Origin of the sequence: Microbacterium sp. che218 (assembly GCF_040436305.1) — a bacterium.
Classification (GTDB): Bacteria; Actinomycetota; Actinomycetes; order Actinomycetales; family Microbacteriaceae; genus Microbacterium; species Microbacterium algihabitans.
In genome coordinates this window covers 3,502,199-3,522,292 of the sequence record NZ_AP031501.1, presented here as the reverse complement: position 1 = coordinate 3,522,292, position 20,094 = coordinate 3,502,199, and the positions used below count along the sequence as shown (strand labels likewise).

Below are 20,094 nucleotides of genomic sequence, written 5' to 3'. Positions count from 1 at the left end.
AGACCCCATGGACTTCGGTGTCGTCCTGCAGACGAATCCCCCCGCCGCCCGCACGGTGCAGCTCTCGCAGCTCGCCGAGGCGCACGGCTTCAGCCATGTGTGGACCTTCGACTCGCACCTGCTGTGGCAGGAGCCGTACGTCGTGCACTCGGCGATCCTCGCGGCCACCCGCCGCATCACGGTCGGCCCCTTCGTGACCAACCCCGCGACGCGCGACTGGACGGTGACGGCCTCGACGTTCGCGACGCTCAACGAGATGTACGGCAACCGCACGATCTGCGGCATCGGCCGCGGCGACTCGGCGGTGCGCGTCACGAACGGGCGGCCGACGACGCTCAAGGCACTGCGCGAGTCGATCCACGTGATCCGCGAGCTCGGCAACTCCCGCGCCGTGGAGTACAACGGCGCGACTCTGCAGTTCCCCTGGAGCCGGGGATCGGAGCTCGAGGTGTGGGTCGCCGCGTACGGCCCCCTCGCGCTCAAGCTCACCGGAGAGGTGGGCGACGGTTTCATCCTGCAGCTGGCCGACCTCGACATCGCCGAGTGGATGATCACGACCGTGCGGGAGGCGGCCGAGAACGTCGGACGCGACCCCGACGAGATCGCCTTCTGCGTCGCCGCCCCGATGTACATCGGCGAGGACACCCCCGAATCGCGCGCGCACATGATCGAGCAGTGCCGCTGGTTCGGCGGGATGGTGGGCAACCACGTCGCCGACATCGTGGCGAAGTACGGCCCTTCGACAAGCTCAGGGACCGAAGGGAACGTTCCGGCCGCCCTCACCGACTACATCGCCGGGCGCACGGGCTACGACTACAACTCGCACGGCAAGAGCAACAACGACCACGTCGACTTCGTGCCCGACGAGATCGTCGAGCGCTTCTGCGTGCTCGGCACCGCCGAGGAGCACATCGCGAAGCTCGAGAAGCTGCGCGCGCTGGGCGTCACCCAGTTCGCCGGCTACCTGCAGCACGACAACAAAGAGGAGACGATGCGGGTCTACGGCGAGAGCGTGATCCCCGCGCTCACTCCCCCGGTGACGGCGAAGCGGTGACCGATCAGGCGGTGGCCCCCGGCTCCGTGACCGGGGTCGTTCCCGACACGGGCGGGCGGATGCCGCGTCGCCGGGCCGCACGTTCGTCCGGGCTCATCGCCCGGGTGGGGTGGGGCGTCGCGGGGGTCGCCGCCCTCGTCGCGCTCTGGGAGCTGTACAAGCTCCTCGGTCCCGCCGACGGCGTCACCGTGGGCGGCGACGGATCGGCCGGGTCGGGCGTCATCCTGCTCCCCCGCACCCACGACCGCGCCATGCCGCACGTGTGGGACATGATCGCGCGGATGTTCCAGCCCACGAGCGGCGGGGCGACTCCCCCGCTGATCGTCTCGGTGCTCGAGGCCGCGGGCACCACCCTCGGCCTCGCCGCGGTGGGCTGGGTGATCGGCGTGGTGGTCGGCGGCATCCTGGGCATCGCGATGCAGCGCTGGCGTCTGGTGGAGTGGGGCCTGCTGCCGTGGATCGTGGTGAGTCAGATCGTGCCGCTCATCGCCTTCGCCCCCGTGGTCAACGCGCTGGGCAACCAGATCGACCGCGCGGGGGTGGTGCCGTGGCCGCAGTGGTTCTCGGTCGCCCTCATCGCGTCGTACCTCGCCTTCTTCCCCGTCGCGATCGGAACCCTGCGCGGGCTCGAGTCGCCCGACGCCCTGCACCGCGACCTCTTCCACACCCAGTCGGCGGGGTGGTGGCAGACGCTCGTGCACCTGCGCCTGCCCGCCGCCGTTCCGCACCTGCTGCCGGCGCTCCGCCTCGCCGCCGCCTCTGCCGTGGTCGGCGCCGTCGTCGCCGAGGTGTCGATCGGCCTGCGCGGCGGTATCGGCCGCATGCTCATCCAGCTCGCAGGGCAAGCCTCGTCCGACCCCGCCGCCCCCTGGGCGCCGACCTTCGGCACCGTCGTGATCGGGCTCGTCGCCGCCGCGGGCGTCGCGCTCATCGGCGTGACGCTGCACCGCTTCCGTCGCGGAGAGGAGACCCGATGACCACCCCACCCACCCCCGCCGTGCACGCCACCGGAATCGGAAAGGTGTTCCCCGCGGCATCCGGAGAGGTGACCGCCCTCACCGGCGTCGACCTCGAGGTGGCCGCGGGCGAATTCGTGTCGCTCATCGGGCCGTCGGGCTGCGGCAAGTCGACGCTGCTGCGCCTGATCGCCGACCTCGACGACGCCACCGCGGGAGAGCTCACCATCTTCGGCAAGACCGCCCGGCGGGCCCGCCTCGACCAGGACTACGGCATCGCCTTTCAGCAGGCGGGACTGCTGCCCTGGCGTACGGTCGCGGCGAACATCGCACTGCCGCTCGAACTGCACCGGTGGGCGAAGGCGAAGCGCGACGCCCGCGTGGCCGAACTCGCCGAGCTCGTCGGCCTGTCCGACTTCGTCGGCCGATACCCCGACCAGCTCTCGGGCGGAATGCAGCAGCGCGTCGCCATCGCCCGCTCTCTCGCCGCCTCGCCCCAGCTGCTGCTGATGGACGAGCCGTTCGGCGCCCTCGACGAGATGACGCGCGAACGCCTGCAGACCGAGCTCGCCCGCATCGCCGCCGAGACGGGAGCCGCGGTGGTCTTCGTCACCCACTCGATCCCCGAGGCCGTCTTCCTCTCCGACCGCGTGGTCGTCATGAGCCCGCGCCCCGGCCGTATCACCGATGTGATCGATACGCGCCCCGGACGCCCGCGCGACGAGGCCCTGCGCGAATCGCCGGAGTACTTCGCGCGCGTCACCGCCGTGCGCGAGGCCCTGCACGGCGCTCCCCTGCAACGGGTGAACGAGCGATGACGGCCACCCGCCTGCCCTCGTGGGTGCGGTTCGCGGCGCCCGTGCTCGTCGGAGTGCTCGGCCTCGCGCTGTGGTTCGCCTACGTGGCGTCGGGCTCCGCCCCGCGCATGCTGCCCGACCCGCTCGCGATCGCGGGCGAGCTCACCGGGCGGATGCCGCTGGTGGCCGAAGCCGCCGCCATCACCGGCACCAATGCGCTCGTCGGCCTCGTCGCCGGCAGCGTCGTGGCCGTCGCCCTCGCGGCGCTGGCCGCCACCTGGCGGCCCGTCGACGGCATGACGGCTCCGCTCATCGCCGCCCTCGCGGTCGTGCCGATCGTCGCCCTCACGCCGATCCTGAACACGATGTTCGGCGCCTCGAGCCAGTTCGGCCGCCAGGCGGTGGCCGGGATCGCCGCCTTCGTCCCCGTGTTCGTCAACACCCTGCGCGGCCTGCAGCAGACACGACCCGTGCAGCGCGACCTCTTCCGCGCGACCGCGGCGAACGGTTCGCAGACCTTCCGCCTGCTGACGCTGCCCACCGCTCTGCCGTACCTGCTCACCGGCATCCGCGTCGCCGCCTCGCTCGCGGTCATCTCGGCCCTGGTCGCCGAGTACTTCGGCGGACCCGCCGACGGCATCGGCACCGCGATCGCCACCTACGCCAAATCCGGACGCGCCTCGCTCGCCTGGGCGTTCGTCGCGGGCGGCATCGCGATCGGTCTCGTCTTCTTCCTCGTCACCTCGCTGCTCGAGCGCGTCGTCTCGCGACGCCTCGGCGCGGGGCGTCCGCCGGCCTGACCGGCACCTCCACCCGCCCTCGACAGAACAGGTTCCACCCGCTCCACACCTGCAACACCCGCCTCCCGAAAGGACACCCATGTCACACAGCACACGTCGCGCCCTCGGCGCGATGGCCGCACTCGCCGCGGCATCCCTCGCCCTCTCCGCCTGCGCCGGAAGCTCGACCCCCGACGCCGCGTCGACGGAGGACTTCACGCCCCTGACCTCGGTCAAGCTGCAGCTGCAGTGGCTGCCGCAGGCGCAGTTCGCCGGCTACTACGTCGCGCTCGACAAGGGCTACTTCCAGGAGGAGGGCTTCGACGACGTCGAGGTCGTCCCCTCCGGCGGTGACATCGTGCCGCAGGACGCCCTCGTCGCCGGCGACGTCGACTTCGCCGTCGCGTGGGTGCCCAAAGTGCTCGGCACGATGGAGAACCAGGGCGTCGAGCTCACCGACATCGCGCAGGTCTTCCAGAAGTCGGGGACGACCCAGGTGTCGTGGAAGGGCTCGGGCATCACGAGCGTCGACGACTTCGAGGGCAAGCGCATCGGCTCGTGGGGCTTCGGCAACGAGTGGGAGATCTTCGCCGCGATGGCCGACAAGGGTCTCGACGCCTCCACCGTGCAGATCACCACGCAGGACTTCTCGATGAACGCCCTGCTCGACAAGGACGTGGACGCCGCCCAGGCGATGACCTACAACGAGCTCGCCCAGCTGCTCGAGACGGTGAACCCCTCCACCGGGAAGCTGTACACGATGGACGACATCGACGTGATCTCGTACGAGGACACCGCCGGCGCCATGCTGCAGGACGCGATCTGGGCCGACACGAAGCGTCTGTCGGAAGACCCCGCCTACGCCGACGCCGCCACGCGCTTCCTCAAGGCGGTCATCAAGGGCTGGGTGTTCGCGCGCGACAACCCCACCGAGGCCGCCGACATCACCTACACGGCCGCGACCGCCCCCGGCGTGAGCGCCTTCCCCGTCGGACCGACCCACCAGCTGTGGCAGATGAACGAGGTCAACAAGCTCATCTGGACCGGCGGCGACTTCGGCGTCGTCGACTCCGCCGCGTGGGACAAGACGGTCAAGGGCGCCCTGGCCGCCAAGAACCAGGACGGCCTCAACCTCATCACGACCGAGCCGCCGGCATCCGCGTACTCGAACGACTACGTACAGGCCGCGCTCACCGCGCTGAAGGACGAGGGCGTCACCGTCGACGGCGACTACACGCCGATCGACGTCACCCTCACCGAGGGCGGACAGTAACCCTCACCCGCACGGGGCGGCCGGCAGCGACCGGTCGCCCCGTGCGGGTCACTCCCCTCCGCGGGCCCCGCCGTGGTTGACTGACCGGATGAAGCCTCCCCCGCAGCACGCGCGCCGAGAGCCCGCGTCGCCCTGGCGTCGCGGCGTGAAAGCCGTCGCCATCGTCGCGGCGGTCGTCGTCGTCGCCGCCGTCGCGGTCGGCGGCTTCTACGCCTGGTCGTTGACGAGCCGCCTGCAGGAGGCCTCGGTTCCGCTGAAGGACGCCCCGGTCGAACCCCCCGCCCTGAGCGAATACAGCGAGCCGTTCGCCGTGCTGGTGGTGGGCACCGACGAGTGCGACGACGTCGTGGCGGCCGCCTTCGGCCCTCGCTGCTCCGACCCCGAGAACGACGGCGCCCGCAACGACGTCAACATGCTGCTGCACGTCTCGGCCGACCCGCGGCGCGTCACGGTCGTGTCGTTCCCCCGCGACCTGCAGGTCGCGATCCCCGAGTGCACGAACAAAGACGGCTCGGTGTTCGGCGGCACCGACAGGGCCTCGATGAACACCTCCTACGAAGACGGCGGCCTGCCCTGCGTCGCCGACACCGTCTCCGGCCTGACGGGTCAGAGCATCCCGTTCGCGGCGAAGGTGAGCTTCGGCAACGTGGTCAACATCACCGACGCGATCGGCGGCGTCGAGGTGTGCATCGGCGGCGACGGGATCGATGATCCGGATGCCGGCATCACATGGGACGCCGGACCCCGCGTGGTCAAGGGCTTCGACGCCCTCGCCTTCCTGCGCACCCGCTACGGCGTCGGTGACGGCAGCGACCTCGCCCGCATCGGCAACCAGCAGCAGTACATGTCGCGCCTGGTGAACAAGCTGCGCAGCGACGAGGTGCTGTCGAACCCGGGCACCCTCATCGGCCTCGCGAACACCGCGGTGAATAACATCGAGCCGAGCGAGAGCCTCGCCGACCCGATCCGCATCGCCCAGCTCGCGTACACGCTGAAAGACGTGCCGTTCAGCGAGTTCACGTTCGTGCAGTACCCGGTGCTTCCGGATCCGTACAACTCCAACCACGTGGTCCCCGACGAGGCCTCCGCGCAGGTACTGTTCGACGCGCTGAACAGCAACGCGGCCCTCGCCCTCACCGGCGAGTCGAACGGCAACGGCGGCGTCGTCGCCGACCCGTCGGCTCCGACGCCGGCTCCCGATGCCTCGGCCCCCGTCGAAGGCACCCCGACTCCGGATGCGAGCGCCTCCCCCGACGCCAGTGGCACGCCCGGCGTTGTGGAGCTGCCCAGCAACGTCAGCGGCACCAAGGCCGACCAGGCCACGTGCTCCGCCGGCAACGGCTGATCCCCGTCCCTACGCCCCGCCCCGCGCGAGCGCAAGCCGCCCGCGCGGGGACCGGACGCTCAGGTCGATGGGCCACCATCGAGGGGTGAAGACCGCCCCCCGCTTCTCGATGCTCGTCGTGGTCGCGGCGCTCGCCCTCGCCGGCTGCGCGCCCGCCGCAGCCCCTTCCGCCGCCCCGACCCCCTCGGCATCCGCCACCCCCACCCCCACGCCGACCCCCACCCCCACGCGCACGCCCGACCCGCTCGCGGGCATGAGCCTCAGCGACAAGGTGGGGCAGATGTTCATGGTGGGCACCTCGGTCGAGGGCGCCAACCCGACGACTCTCGCGGCCGTGCAGAACGACCACATCGGCGGGATCTTCCTGCACGGGCGATCCGGTGCGGGTACCGAGGCCACCGCTGCCCTCGTGCAGGGCTTCACCTCGGTCGTCGCAGCGGGCCAGCCGCCGCTGTGGGTCGCCACCGATCAAGAGGGCGGGACCGTGCAGGTGCTGTCGGGCCCCGGGTTCGACGACATCCCCTCGGCCGTCCGGCAGGGCCAGCAGGACGACGCCTCTCTGCAGGCGGCGGCGACCACGTGGGGCGCGCAGCTCGCGTCGGCCGGGGTGAACATGAACCTCGCGCCCGTGGCCGACGTCGTCACGAGCCCGGATGCCGCGGCATCCAACCCCCCGATCGGCGCGCTGGCCCGCGAGTACGGCTACGACGGCACCACGGTCGCGGCCAAGGTCGGCGCTTTCGCCGCGGGCATGCGCGCGGGCGGCGTGCTGCCGACGTTCAAGCACTTCCCGGGACTCGGTCGCGTGACGGAGAACACCGACACCCGCAGCGGCGTGACCGACGACACCGTCACCGCCGACGGAGCGGACGTCGGCGTGTACTCGAGCGTGCTGCCGCAGGGCCCCGGGGTCGTGATGCTGTCGACCGCGATCTACGCGCAGATCGACCCCTCGGCGCCGGCGGCCTTCTCGCCCGCCGTGGTCGGTGTGCTGCGCGATCGCGTCGGCTTCGACGGCGTGGTCACCGTCGACGACCTCTCGGCCGCGCGGCAGGTGCAGCCGTGGTCGCCCGCGGATCGCGCGACCCTCGCGGTGGATGCCGGCATCGACCTGCTGCTGGTCTCGGCCGACCCCTCGGTGTACGCCGAGATGCACCGGGCCGTGCTCGCGCGCGCCCAGGCCGACCCCGCGTTCGCCGCCAAGGTCGACGCGGCGGTGCGCCGGATCCTGGCGCAGAAGGCGTCGATGCCGTGAGTCTTGCGTGAGGGGTCGCTTTCGGTCGTCCAGCAGGTGAGTCAGGCGACAGGAAGCGACCTCTCACGCGGGATTCGGTGCCCGGCGGGCGATGAAGGCGACGAGGCCGATAGGCTGGAAGGCTGTGTCTGTCGAACCCGTCATCGTCTACCCGCCCGAGCTGCCCGTCAGCGCCGCGCGGGACGAGATCGCGCGCGCCATCCGCGACCACCAGGTCGTGATCGTCGCCGGGGCGACGGGCTCGGGCAAGACCACGCAGCTGCCCAAGATCTGCCTCGAGCTGGGCCGCACCTCGATCGCGCACACCCAGCCGCGCCGCATCGCCGCGCGCACGATCGCCGAGCGCATCGCCGAAGAGATGCAGGTTCCGCTCGGCTCGACCGTCGGCTACAAGGTGCGCTTCACCGACAAGGTGTCGGCCGATACGCGCGTGGCGCTGGTGACCGACGGCATCCTGCTCAACGAGATCCACCGCGACCGGCTGCTGCGCCGCTACGACACGATCATCGTCGACGAGGCGCACGAGCGCTCGCTCAACATCGACTTCCTGCTCGGCTACCTGCGCCGGATCCTGCCGAAGCGCCCCGACCTCAAGGTCATCGTCACCTCGGCGACGATCGACCCCGAGAGCTTCGCGCGGCACTTCGCGGCGGCTCCCACCGAGCCGGGCGGCGAGCCGACCCCGGCGCCGGTCATCGAGGTGTCGGGCCGCACGTATCCGGTCGAGATCCGGTACCGGCCGGTCGACGGCGCGGACGTGGTTGCCGACGACGCCGACGACGAGACCCCGGATGCCGGGACCCCGGCGCCGCAGCCGAAGAAGCCCCGCAGCCCGGCCCGGCCGGCCGCCAAGGCGGGGCGCTCCGACGACGACGCCGACGAGGTCGGAGCCGTCGTCGCCGCCCTGCGCGAACTCGATCGCGAGGCCCCGGGCGACGTGCTCGTCTTCTTCCCCGGCGAGGCCGAGATCCGCGATGCGGCGGATGCCATCCGCGGGGCGTACCAGAAGGACACCTCGCCCACCGAGGTGCTGCCCCTCTACGGACGCCTCTCCGCGGCCGAACAGCACCGCGTGTTCGAGCGCTCGAGCGTCGCGGGCGTGCGCCGCCGCGTCATCCTCGCCACGAACGTCGCCGAGACGAGTCTCACCGTCCCCGGCATCCGGTACGTCGTCGACACCGGAACCGCCCGCATCTCGCGCTACAGCAACCGGTCGAAGATCCAGCGCCTGCCGATCGAGGCCGTGTCGCAGGCCTCGGCGCAGCAGCGTTCCGGGCGTGCGGGGCGCACCTCGCCCGGCATCGCGATCCGGCTCTACTCCGAAGACGACTTCACGCGTCGCCCGGAGTACACCGAACCCGAGATCCTGCGGACGTCGCTGGCATCCGTCATCCTCCAGATGTTGTCGCTCGGCTTCGGCGACATCCAGGCCTTCCCGTTCCTCACCCCGCCCGATTCGCGAGGGGTGAAGGCGGCGTTCGACCTTCTCGTCGAGCTCGGCGCGGTGAAGCTGCCCGCTCCCGGTTCGCGCGGTGCCGACGCCTCGCGCGAGCGCGACGTGCGCGACGACGCCGACCCGTCTCGGCAGCGCGGCGCGCGTGGTCCCCGCGAGGACGGCCCCCGCCTCACCGAGATCGGACGCGAGATCGCGCGCCTGCCGATCGACCCGCGCTTCGCCCGCATGCTCATCGAGGCGCGTCGCAACGACGTGTCGAGCGAGGTGCTCGCGATCGTGTCGGGCATGTCGATCCAGGACGTGCGCGAACGGCCCGAGGAGCGACGGGAGGAAGCCGACCGCTTCCATGCGCGCTTCACCGACCCCACCAGCGACTTCCTCTCCCTTCTGAACCTCTGGGACTACCTGCAGGAGAAGCAGGCCGAGCTCGGCTCGAGCGCGTTCCGGCGCCTGTGCCGCAGCGAGCACCTCAACTACGTGCGCGTGCGCGAGTGGATGGACGTCCACCGGCAGCTGCGGTCGCTCGGCGGCGAGCGCTCCGGTGAGGGTGGCTCGCGGGGCTCGGGCGACGGAGGCCGTCGCGCGCGGAACCATGTCCCCCCTTCGGCTGGCTCCGACCCCTCCAAGCCGCACAAATCGGGACATGGGGCGACCAAATCGGGACGTGGTTCGAAAGCCGCCGACCAGAACACCGCCCCCGAGGGGCACGCCGCCGGCGACGCCATCCACCGCGCGATCCTCTCCGGGTTGCTCTCGCACCTCGGCATCCTGGACCCCCGCACGATGGCGCAGGCCAAAGACCGCAAGGCGCCGGGTGATGCCCGCCCCACCAAGGGCGAGTACATCGGCGCGCGCGGGGCGCGGTTCGCCATCTTCCCCGGCTCGGGCCTGAAGAAGAAGCGGCCCTCGGCGGTCATGGCCGCCGAGCTCGTCGAGACCTCGCGCCTGTTCGCCCGTACGGTCGCCGCCGTCGACCCGGCGTGGGCGGAGGAGCTCGCCCCCGACCTGGTCAAGCGCTCCCTCAGCGAGCCGCACTGGTCGAAGGATGCCGGCTCCGCCGCCGCCTACGAGAAGGTCACCCTCTTCGGCGTCGAGCTCGTCGGGCGTCGCCGGGTGCAGCTCGCGCGCTTCGATCGGCCGCTCGCACGCGAGATGTTCGTGCGCCACGCGCTGGTGGAGGGCGAGTGGGACCCCTCGGTGCTCGACAAGCGCCTCACCGCGTTCCTCCGCCGCAACCAGGAGCAGCGCCGCCTGCTCGAGAAGATCGAGGAGCGCGAGCGTCGCCGCGACATCCTGATCGGCGACGAGGCCGTCTTCGCGTTCTACAACTCGCGCATCCCGGCCGACGTCACCGACGTGCGCTCGTTCGAGACGTGGTGGAAGGACGCCTCGAACCGCACCCCGCACCTGCTCGACCTGCGCGAGTCCGACCTCACCGGCAACCGCGCCCAGGGAGACGACCGGGCCTTCCCCGCGCGCTGGCGGCAGGGCGATCAGACCCTCAACCTCGCGTACCGCTTCGAACCGGGAGCCCCCGACGACGGCGTGACGGTGGTCGTGCCGCTGCCGCTGCTCGCGCAGCTGCGCCCCGACGGCTTCGACTGGCAGGTTCCGGGCATGCGCGACGAGCTCGTCACCGCTCTGCTGCGCGCGCTGCCGAAGACCATCCGCCGCAACGTCGTGCCCGCCGCCGACTGGGCGGAGAAGTTCTCGGCCGAGCTCGCCGAGAAGGGCCCCGAGCACGCAAACGGTCTGCCGAAGACGACGCTCGTCGACGCCCTCGCCGCCCTCGTGCAGCGCGTCGCGAATCAGCGGGTGAGCGCCGCCGACTTCGAGCTCGAGCGGGTTCCCGGCCACCTCATGCCGTCGTTCCGCGCCGTCGACGCACGCGGCCGAGCGATCGGCAGCGACCGCGACCTGGCGACCCTGCAGCGCCGTCTCGCCGACAAGGCCCGCTCCAGCGTGGAGTCGACGATCGCGCGCCCGGCGCAGAGAGCCGCGAAGGTCGCCGAGGCCTCCCCCGCCTTCGCCTCGCGCTCGAAGCTGACGACCTGGGATCTCGATGAGCTCACCGAGGTCGTCGACACCCCGGTCGCCGGCGGTGTCGTGCGCGGCTACCCCGCCCTGGTCGATGAGGGAGACAGTGTCGCCTTGCGCGTGGAGGCGACACCCGAAGACGCGGCGCGGCACACGCGTGCCGGCATCCGTCGTCTCCTGCTGCTGGCCGTCCCCTCGCCCGCGACGTACGTGCTCGACCACCTCACGGCGAACGAGAAGCTCGCCCTCGCGGCCTCGCCGTACCAGAACGCCAAGGCGCTCATCGAGGATGCCCGCGTGGCCCTCGCCGACGACGTGCTGCTGCGCGAGGCGCCGAGCGGCGTCGTGCGCACGAAGGCCGACTTCGAACGCGTGCGCGACGCCTTCTCCGCGGCATCCGTCGACCGCACCTTCCAGACGGTGTCGCTCGCGGCGAAGATCCTGCTCGCGCAGCGCGAGGTCGACCGCGCGATGAAGGACGCCTCATCCATCACGCTGCTCGGCGCGCTGAACGACGTGCGCGGGCAGCTGAAGGGACTGATCTTCCCGGGATTCCTCTCGCGCACGGGCCTCGCGCGGCTGCAGCACCTGCCGCGGTATCTGGCCGGAGCCCTCGACCGCGTCAAGACGCTGTCCGACAACCCCGGCCGCGACCGCCAGCGCATGACCGAGTACGAGCGCTCCGCCGCGGGCTTCGTCGAAGCCGGCGGGACCGTTCCGCTGCCGGCCGACGCCCCCGCGAACCTCGTGCAGACCCGCTGGCTGCTCGAAGAACTGCGCGTGAGCCTGTTCGCCCAGCGCCTCGGCACGGCCGAGCCGGTGTCGCCGCAGCGCATCGCGAAGGCGCTCAAGAGCGCGTGAGGGGTCATCTTCCGTCGCCGAGCGGAGCTCGAAGCGACCGAAGATGACCCCTCACGCGAGTGGCTCTCAGGAGTGCAGGCGCACCTGACCCATCGTCGCCTGCACGTCGACGCGCGCCGTGGCGGAGGCGTCGGTGCGCAGCGCGTTGTCGATCCGGCCGAGGCCGTCGTCCACGTTCACGCGGTAGTCGTCGTCGGGCAGGGTGATGTCGGCCGAGCCGGCCGTGACGTCGACCTTCGTGCGGTCGGGGGTGAGGCCCCCGAGCTCGGCGGTGAGGTCGCCCCCGGCCACCTCGAACGACGCGGTCGACACATCGTCGACCCGAGCCGTCGCAGCCCCACCCGAGACCGACACGTCGAGCTCGGCAGCCGATCCGCGCAGCGTCGCCGCCCCGCCGGCGAGCTGCACCGACAGCGCCCCGAAGTCGCCGTCGAGGTCGAGCGACCCGCCTGTGACGTCGATGGAGGCGCGGATGCCGCTGCCCTCGAGCTCGCGCGGAAGGGTGAGCGTCGCGCGGGAGCCGGTGCCGACCCCCGCGAAGGGTCCCTCCGGCGACGACACGCGCAGGGTGTCTCCGCGGCGGTCGAAGCTCCAGCCGCGCGGCCCCTCGCGGTCGGCGTCGAGGCGGGCCTCGCTGACGTCGCCGTACGCGATGGTGAGGGCGCCCGCGGCCACGTCGATGTCGACGTCGGTCAGACCCTCCACGCCCCTGTCGAGCACGGCGCTGTTCTCGCCCGTGTCGCGCAGCGAGACCACGGCCGAGGCGCCGGTGCCGGCGAGGGTACCGAGCGCGATGCATGCGCCGACGGCGATGGTGACGACCGACACCGCGAAGGCGGCTCCCCGGCGAGGCGGCTGGGGCGCGGGATCGGGGGTCGGGGCGAGGGGGGTTTCGAGGGTCATGACGCAGCTCCGGTGGTGTCGTGGCCGAGGTGGACGAGCGCGGCGATCACGCGGCGGTTGCCTGTTTCGTCCTGCTCGAGGCCGAGCTTGGTGAAGATGGCGGTGATGTACTTCTCGACGCTGGCCTCCGAGACGAATAGCGCGGCGGCGATCGCCTGGTTCGAGCGGCCTTCGGCGATGAGGGCGAGCACACTGCGCTCGCGTTCGGTGAGGCTCTGCAGGCGCTCGTCGCGGCGGCGCCGGGTGAGCAGCTGCGCCACCACCTCGGGGTCGAGCACCGTGGCTCCGCCCGCGATCGAGGCGACCGCGGCGAGGAAGTCCTTGACGTCGGCGACGCGGTCTTTCAGCAGGTACCCGAGGGCGCCCTGGCCGTCGGCGATCAGGTCGCTCGCGTAGCGCTCCTCGACGTACTGCGACAGCACCAGCACGGCGAGACCCGGATGCCGCGACCGCAGCGCGATCGCCGCGCGGATGCCCTCGTCGGTCCAGGTCGGCGGCAGCCGCACGTCGAGGATGCACAGCTCCGGTGCCGTGTCCGACACGGCCTGCTCCAGACCCTCGGCATCCGGGAGCGCCGCCACGACCTCGTGGCCGTCATCGGCGAGGAGGCGCACCAGCCCCTCCCGCAGCAGCACGGAATCTTCGCAGATCAAGACGCGCACGGGACGTTCACCTCCACCGTCGTCGGGCCGCCCTGCGGGCTGTCGATGCGCGCCGTGCCGCCGGCGGCTGTGACGCGGTTGACGATGCCGTCGAGGCCACCGCCGGGGACGATGCGCGCACCGCCCAAGCCGTCGTCTTCGACGCGGGCCCACAGCGACCCGTCGTCGCGCACCCGCACGTGCACGCGGCAGGCCGTGGCCCGCGAGTGCTTGGCGGCGTTGGTGAGGGTCTCGGCGATCGCGAAGTACACCGCCGCCTCCGCGGCGCGACCGCAGCGGCGCGGGAGGCGTACGTCGAGGGTCACGGGGATGTGCGAGCGCGAGGCGAGGGCCGACAGCGCGGCATCCAGCCCCCGATCCTCGAGCACCGAGGCGTGGATGCCGCGGGCCAGCTGCCGCAGTTCGGTGATGGCCGACTTCGTCGAGGCGTGGGCCTCGGCGACCAGGGCTTTCGCCGCCTCGGGGTCGTCGTCGATCTTGGTCTGGGCCAGGCCCAGCGTCATGCCGATCGAGACGAGCCGCGGCTGGACGCCGTCGTGCAGGTCTCGTTCGATGCGGGTGCGCTCCACTTCGGCGGCGCGGACGGCCCCGGCCCGACGCGAGTCGGAGGTGCGCGCCTGTTCGACGAGCTGCGCCTCGCGCGAGGGCACGAAGATCGCCCGGGCAATGACGCCCTGCAGCAGGGCCAGGCCGATCACCGCGGCGGCGCCGACGATCACGGCGAGGATGCCGACGACCGGAGCCGCGATCCCCTCGAGCGGCACGATGCCGAGGAAGCGCCGGTTGGGCCAGCCGAACAGCGGGCTGACCGAGAGCGCCAGGCCCCAGGCGAGGCCTCCGAGCATCGTGATGGTCGCGAGCCCCAGCACGGTCGAGATCGCGAACGAAGCGACGGCGCGCCACTGCAAGGGGTCGATCGCCTGCAGCCAGATGGTGTGCAGCACGCCGCCGAAGCCGGGCTTGGGGCTGCGACGCGGGCGCAACGGAGCGAGGCCGAAGGCGTACAGGCCCTCGAGGCGCGCCCGCTCGAACCACGCCAGGGCGAACAGCGCGTAGACGAACGCGACGAGCACCACGACGCCGATGAGCAGCGCCGCGAGCAGGCCGAATCCGGAGCTGAGCAGTCCGATGAGCCCCGCGAAGACGCCCGGGCCGACGATGCCGAGAGCGGCCAGGTGGGCGGCGGCGCCGGCGACGCGGGCGGGCGAGCCGATGCGCACGGGGCGCACGTCGGCTGCGGACGGCGATGCGGGCGCGACCGGCGGGGTCGAGGGCGGAGGCGGAAGGACGGATGCCGTGGTCATGGGTTCCACGCTAGGGCGCAGCCCCGCGCTCGCACCGCCCGGGCAGCCCCCGAGCCGCATTCGGGAAAACCCGAATGATGCGCCCTCAGAGCTCGTCGGTCGAGACCCAGCCCGAGGAGAGGAGCTCTTCGACGTCGTCGGGGCGCACGACGCTCGGCGCGACCCCCTCGCCCTCGGCCGGCGTTTCGCCGTCGAGCAGCGCCTGCACCGCGTCGGCGGTGGCGTCGACGAGGGCACGGGGGTCGGCGAAGATCGTCGCGTCGAGCACATCGTCGCGCAGGGCCCGGACGGTCGCGGCGTCGGCTCCGGTGCCCACCACCAGCGGCGCCGGTGCCTCGGGTGTCGGGCTCGCGGTCGGGCGGGGGCTCGGACTCGGCGACTCCTCGGCGGGCGGATCCGTGGTCAGGGCCGTCACGACACCGCGGGTGACCGCATCGCCGAGGGCGAGCACGGCGGTGGGCGCATCGGCATCCACGCGCAGGGCGCGAAGACGCTTCTCGGCGGCGGCGGCCTGCCCCGCGGCGGTGTCCTCGTCGACGGCCGCGGCCTCGAGGCTCGCACCCGACACCAGCTGCACCGTACCCGCGGCGATCGCCGGCTGCAGCGCGTCGAGCGCCGCCGCGAAGCGCTGCTCGTCCCACGGATCGTCCGACGACCCGGTGATCAGCGCGACGCGCGCGACGGTCGGGGTGGCGGGGGCGGATGCCGCGGGCGACGGCGCACCGGACGGCGACGGCGACGGCTCCGTCGCGGCATCCGGAGCCTCTTGCTCGGACGCCGATGACGGCAGGTCGGCGAGCAGCGCCTCGGCCTGAGCGCGGCCGAGCTCGGTCGGATCCGGCGCGAACGCTGCCGCCGCATCGACGCCCGCGAGCGACCGCGCGAACTCCACGACGGGGACGCCGTCGCCGTTCGCGACCTCGAGAGGAGCCGCCAAGTCGCCCACCGCGACGGGGGCCACCACCACGGCATCCGCCCCCTTCGTCAGCATGTTCTGCACCTGGGAGCCCTGGGTGCGCGCGTCGCCCGCGGCGAACTGCAGATCGACGGCGTACCCGCGCGCGACCAGCTCGGCCTTCAGCGCATCGCCGCCCCGGCTCCACTGTGCATCGGCCTCGGTGGGCAGCGAGACGCCGATCACGCCGGCTCCGTCGTTCGAACCCTGGGTCTGCGCGCGCGACGACGTGCATCCCGTCAGCGCGACGGCGACCAGCGCGAGAACGGCCGCGGCGCGGAGGGTCGGACGAGGTGGCATCCGTCCATCCTCTCCCACCAACGCGTCGCACACGCACGAACGCCCCGCCGCACGAGGCGACGGGGCGTTCGATGAAGAAGCGTGGATCAACCGCGCGTGCGGTTCTTGTTCCACACGTCGAAGGCCACGGCCAGAAGGAGCACGAGGCCCTTGATGAACTGCTGCACGTCGGTCGAGATGCCCATGAGCGACATGCCGTTGTTGAGCACACCCATGACCAGACCACCGGCGATCGCGCCGACCACGCGGCCGACACCACCCTGCACGGCCGCTCCACCGATGAACGAGGCGGCGATCGCGTCGAGCTCGAAGAGGTTACCGGCGCCGGGACCGGCCGAGTTCAGGCGACCCGTGAACACGATGCCGGCGAGGGCCGCGAGCACACCCATGTTCACGAACAGCATGAAGTCGACGCGGCGGGTGTTGATGCCCGACAGCTTCGCGGCGGTGCGGTTGCCACCGATCGCGTAGATGTGACGACCGAAGACGCTGCGGCTCATGACCGTCGAGTATCCGATGATCAGCAGCGCCAGCACGACGAGCACGATGGGCGTGCCGCGCGAACCGGGAGCCACACCCAGCAGGTAGGTGAGGTAGGCGATCAGCGCGCTGCCGCCGATGACCTTGACCAGGAACGCCGCCATTGGGTCGTTCTGCAGCTCGAGGGCCGCACGCTTCGCACGCTGGCGCATCTGCGAGAAGACGAACAGCACCAGGGTCAGCGCGCCCAGGGCGACCGTGATCCACTCGGCGGGCGAGGACGACGCCGGGAACAGGTCGGGGAAGAGGTACCCGCCACCCAGGGCGCGGTACTCGGTCGGGAACGGCGTGATCTGCGTGTTGCCCAGGGTCATCTGCGTGAGACCGCGGAACAGCAGCATGCCCGCCAGGGTCACGATGAAGGCCGGGATGCCGATGTAGGCCACCCAGAAGCCCTGCCACATGCCCACCACGGCACCCAGCACCAGCGACAGCAGGATGCCGAGCCACCAGGGCAGGCCCCACTGCACGATGAGCACACCCGAGACCGCGCCGACGAAGGCGGCGACCGAACCGACCGACAGGTCGATGTGGCCGGCGATGATGATCATCACCATGCCGATCGCGAGGATCAGGATGTAGCTGTTCTGGACGATGATGTTCGACACGTTGCCCGCGGTGAGCAGGCGCCCGCCGGTCAGTGCCTGGAACAGCAGCACGATGACGATGAGGGCGATGAAGATGCCGATCTCGCGCAGGCGCGAAGTGAAGAACGTCACGAGGCTGCCGGCTCCCCCGGCTCCGCCTCCCACGGGACCGCGGGGCGTGCCGCCCGGGCCCGCCTGGGTCGCGGTGTTGTCAAGCGCTGACATGGTCGGCTTCCTTCTCCTTCGTCATGAGCACCATGAGGGCCTCCGGAGTGGCCTCTTCGATGGGCAGCTGGCCGGTGATGTGGCCTTCGCTGAGGGTGTAGATGCGGTCGCAGATGCCGAGGAGCTCGGGCAGCTCCGAAGAGATGACGAGCACCCCCTTCCCCTGCGCCGCGAGAGAGTTGATGATCGTGTAGATCTCGTACTTGGCGCCCACGTCGATGCCGCGGGTCGGCTCGTCGAGGATGAGCACCTCGGGGTCGGAGAAGAGCCACTGCGACAGCACGACCTTCTGCTGGTTGCCGCCCGAGAGCTTGCCCACGACCACGTCGACGCTGGGCGCCTTGATGTTCATCGACTTGCGGTAGCGGTTGGCGACCAGGTACTCCTCGTCGCCGTCGACGAACCCGCCCTTGACGAGCTTGCGCATTCCCGCGAGCGAGATGTTGCGCTTGATCGTGTCGATCAGGTTGAGACCTGCACCCTTGCGGTCCTCGGTCACGTAGGCGAGACCGCTGCGGATGGCCGCGGGGACCGTCGAGGTGTCGGCCTTCTGACCGCGGATGTAGACGTTGCCCGAGATCTTCGAGCCGAAGCTCTTGCCGAACACGCTCATCGCGAGTTCGGTGCGACCGGCGCCCATCAGACCCGCGATGCCGACGACCTCGCCCGCGCGGACCGTGAGGTTCGCCTGGTGGATCACCGTGCGGTTGCCGTCGGTGGGGTGGCTGACGTTCCAGTCCTCGATGCGCAGGACCTCGTCGCCGATCTCGACGTCGCGGTCGGGGTAGCGGTTCTCGAGCTCGCGACCGACCATCCCGCGGATGATGCGGTCTTCGCTGGTGCCGCCGGTGGCCACATCGAGCGTCTCGATCGTGCGACCGTCGCGGATGATGGTCACCTCGTCGGCGATCGCGCGGATCTCGTTGAGCTTGTGGCTGATGATGATGCACGTGATGTTCTGGCCGCGCAGGTGGCGGATCAGATCGAGCAGGTGCTCGGAGTCGTCGTCGTTCAGCGCCGCGGTGGGCTCGTCGAGGATGAGGAGCTTGACGTCCTTCGACAGGGCCTTGGCGATCTCGACGAGCTGCTGCTTGCCGACGCCGATCTCGTTGACGGGCACGTCGGGGCTGTCGCCCAGACCCACGCGCGCCAGCAGCTTCGCCGCCTCGCGGTTGGTGGCGTCCCAGTCGATGAGGCCGCGGTTCGTGATCTCGTTGCCGAGGAAGATGTTCTCGGCGATCGAGAGGTAGGGGCTCAGCGCCAGCTCCTGGTGGATGATGACGATGCCGGCCGCTTCGCTGTCGCGGATGTCTTTGAACTCGACGGTCTGCCCGTCGAAGACGATCTCGCCTCGGTAGTCGCCCGCGGGGTACACACCGCTGAGCACCTTCATGAGGGTCGACTTGCCGGCGCCGTTCTCGCCGCAGATGGCGTGGACGGTACCGCGCTCGACGGTCAGGGACACGTCGGCCAACGCGATGACGCCGGGGAACTCCTTGGTGATCGAGCGCATCTCGAGGATGGTGCTCACGAGGTCCTCCTTGCAGAACCGGCTCGTGGCCGGTCGGGATGGTGGGGGGCGGGGGCGGATGCCGCAGACCCGCGGGAGCCTCCGCCGCGACCCTGTCGGGCCGCGGCGGAGGCGGGGTGGAGGAGCCGGAGCCCCTCCGAGGGATTACTTGAGGTCGTCCTCGGTGTAGTAACCGCTGTCGACCAGGAGCTCCTTGTAGTTGTCCTTCGTGACGATCGTCGACTGCAGGAGGTACGAGGGAACGACCTTGACGCCGTTGTCGTACGTCTCGGTGTCGTTCGTCTCGGGGGTCTCACCCTTGCGGATGTCGTCGACCATGGTCACGGCCTGCTTCGCGAGCTCGCGCGTGTCCTTGAAGATCGTCGAGTACTGCTCACCAGCGATGATCGACTTGATCGAGCCGGCCTCGGCGTCCTGACCCGTGATGACGGGGAGGTCGCTGGCCGAGTAGCCGCCCGAGGTGAGGGCCGAGATGATGCCGATCGACAGACCGTCGTAGGGCGAGAGCACACCGTTGAGCTTGGTGCCGCCGATGACGGTGAGGATGTTCTCCATGCGCTTCTGCGCCGTCTCGGGCAGCCAACGGAGGATGGCAGCCTGGCCGAACTCGGTTTGGCCCGAGGGGACGACGAGCACGCCCTTGTCCATGTAGGGCTTCAGGGTGTCCATCGCGCCGTTCCAGAAGAACGTGGCGTTGTTGTCGTCGGGGCTACCGGCGAACAGCTCGACGTTGAAGGGGCCGGCGGCGCCGGTCTCCTTGCCCGAGGCGTCGAGGACGCCCAGGCCGGTCAGGAGCGAGGTGGCCTGCTGGACGCCGACCTTGTAGTTGTCGAACGTCGTGTAGTAGTCGACGTTCTCGGTGCCGTTGATCAGGCGGTCGTACGCGATGACGGGGATGTTCGCGTCCTTGGCCTGCTGCAGGACGTCGGTGAGAGTCGTGCCGTCGATCGAGGCGACGATCAGGGCCTTGGCGCCCGTGGTGATCATGTTCTCGATCTGCGAGACCTGGGTGGGGATGTCGTCGTTCGCGTACTGCAGGTCGACCTGGTAGCCGAGCTCTTCGAGCTGCGACTTGACGTTGTTGCCGTCGGCGATCCACCGCTCCGACTGCTGGGTCGGCATGGCCACACCGATGGTGCCGCCGGCCTCCTGCGAGTCTCCGCTGCTGGCGCCGGTACGGTCACCGGCGCAACCGGCGAGACCGATGCCGAGCGCGAGGACGCCCGCGCCCGCGATCGCCTTGAGCATGCTGTGCTTCTTCACTCTGGTTCCCT

The 20,094-nt window shown here is 71.1% G+C and carries 15 protein-coding genes; 8 read left to right on the top strand and 7 right to left on the bottom strand.

The annotated features are described in order from the left end of the window. Nucleotides 1-7 precede the first annotated feature (7 nt). The 8 genes from ABXS86_RS16610 to ABXS86_RS16575 all read left to right on the top strand — a co-directional run bounded on the left by ABXS86_RS16610 (nt 8) and on the right by ABXS86_RS16575 (nt 11,813). Entirely contained in the window at nt 8-1,054 is a 1,047-nt protein-coding gene (locus ABXS86_RS16610) for a TIGR03842 family LLM class F420-dependent oxidoreductase (RefSeq protein ID WP_353665186.1), read from the top strand. Beyond that, nucleotides 1,051-2,031, top strand: a complete 981-nt coding sequence (locus tag ABXS86_RS16605; RefSeq protein WP_353665185.1) for an ABC transporter permease — start codon at nt 1,051-1,053, stop codon at nt 2,029-2,031. Before ABXS86_RS16610 ends, ABXS86_RS16605 begins: the two co-directional genes overlap by 4 nt. Beyond that, nucleotides 2,028-2,828 (top strand): ABC transporter ATP-binding protein, encoded by an 801-nt coding sequence (locus ABXS86_RS16600; RefSeq protein ID WP_144834198.1) that lies wholly within the window; start codon nt 2,028-2,030, stop codon nt 2,826-2,828. Before ABXS86_RS16605 ends, ABXS86_RS16600 begins: the two co-directional genes overlap by 4 nt. Next, entirely contained in the window at nt 2,825-3,607 is a 783-nt protein-coding gene (locus tag ABXS86_RS16595) for an ABC transporter permease (protein WP_353665184.1), read from the top strand. The genes ABXS86_RS16600 and ABXS86_RS16595 overlap by 4 nt, the downstream gene beginning before the upstream one ends. 79 nt (nt 3,608-3,686) lie before the next feature. Next, nucleotides 3,687-4,859: an ABC transporter substrate-binding protein gene (locus ABXS86_RS16590; protein WP_353665183.1), complete on the top strand. Its 1,173-nt coding sequence runs from the start codon at nt 3,687-3,689 to the stop codon at nt 4,857-4,859. Nucleotides 4,860-4,947: 88 nt separating this feature from the next. Beyond that, nucleotides 4,948-6,204 carry an LCP family protein gene (locus ABXS86_RS16585; protein WP_353665182.1) on the top strand — a complete coding sequence of 419 codons (1,257 nt, stop codon included), beginning with the start codon at nt 4,948-4,950 and terminating at the stop codon, nt 6,202-6,204. Nucleotides 6,205-6,289: 85 nt separating this feature from the next. Further along, entirely contained in the window at nt 6,290-7,459 is a 1,170-nt protein-coding gene (locus tag ABXS86_RS16580; RefSeq protein ID WP_353665181.1) for a glycoside hydrolase family 3 N-terminal domain-containing protein, read from the top strand. A gap of 91 nt (nt 7,460-7,550) precedes the next feature. Then, nucleotides 7,551-11,813 carry a DUF3418 domain-containing protein gene (locus ABXS86_RS16575; protein WP_409988225.1) on the top strand — a complete coding sequence of 1,421 codons (4,263 nt, stop codon included), beginning with the start codon at nt 7,551-7,553 and terminating at the stop codon, nt 11,811-11,813. Between the two features lie 66 nt (nt 11,814-11,879). On the opposite strand, the gene ABXS86_RS16570 is transcribed toward ABXS86_RS16575, so the two are convergent. The 7 genes from ABXS86_RS16570 to chvE form a co-directional block, all read right to left on the bottom strand. Beyond that, the gene (locus ABXS86_RS16570) at nt 11,880-12,716 is read right to left on the bottom strand and encodes a hypothetical protein (protein WP_353665179.1); all 837 of its coding nucleotides are present in this window, start codon (nt 12,714-12,716) and stop codon (nt 11,880-11,882) included. After that, nucleotides 12,713-13,378 (bottom strand): response regulator transcription factor, encoded by a 666-nt coding sequence (locus ABXS86_RS16565; protein ID WP_316001846.1) that lies wholly within the window; start codon nt 13,376-13,378, stop codon nt 12,713-12,715. The genes ABXS86_RS16570 and ABXS86_RS16565 overlap by 4 nt, the downstream gene beginning before the upstream one ends. Next, nucleotides 13,366-14,682, bottom strand: coding sequence for a sensor histidine kinase (locus ABXS86_RS16560; protein WP_307212517.1), 1,317 nt, complete (start codon nt 14,680-14,682; stop codon nt 13,366-13,368). Before ABXS86_RS16560 ends, ABXS86_RS16565 begins: the two co-directional genes overlap by 13 nt. Before the next feature lie 85 nt (nt 14,683-14,767). Beyond that, nucleotides 14,768-15,937: a substrate-binding domain-containing protein gene (locus ABXS86_RS16555; protein ID WP_353665178.1), complete on the bottom strand. Its 1,170-nt coding sequence runs from the start codon at nt 15,935-15,937 to the stop codon at nt 14,768-14,770. Nucleotides 15,938-16,023: 86 nt separating this feature from the next. Then, nucleotides 16,024-17,289, bottom strand: a complete 1,266-nt coding sequence (mmsB, locus tag ABXS86_RS16550; protein WP_307212523.1) for a multiple monosaccharide ABC transporter permease — start codon at nt 17,287-17,289, stop codon at nt 16,024-16,026. Then, nucleotides 17,276-18,802, bottom strand: a complete 1,527-nt coding sequence (gene mmsA, locus ABXS86_RS16545; RefSeq protein ID WP_144834331.1) for a multiple monosaccharide ABC transporter ATP-binding protein — start codon at nt 18,800-18,802, stop codon at nt 17,276-17,278. The genes mmsB and mmsA overlap by 14 nt, the downstream gene beginning before the upstream one ends. A gap of 162 nt (nt 18,803-18,964) precedes the next feature. Next, nucleotides 18,965-20,068, bottom strand: a complete 1,104-nt coding sequence (gene chvE, locus ABXS86_RS16540; RefSeq protein WP_316001915.1) for a multiple monosaccharide ABC transporter substrate-binding protein — start codon at nt 20,066-20,068, stop codon at nt 18,965-18,967. Nucleotides 20,069-20,094: the final 26 nt, after the last annotated feature.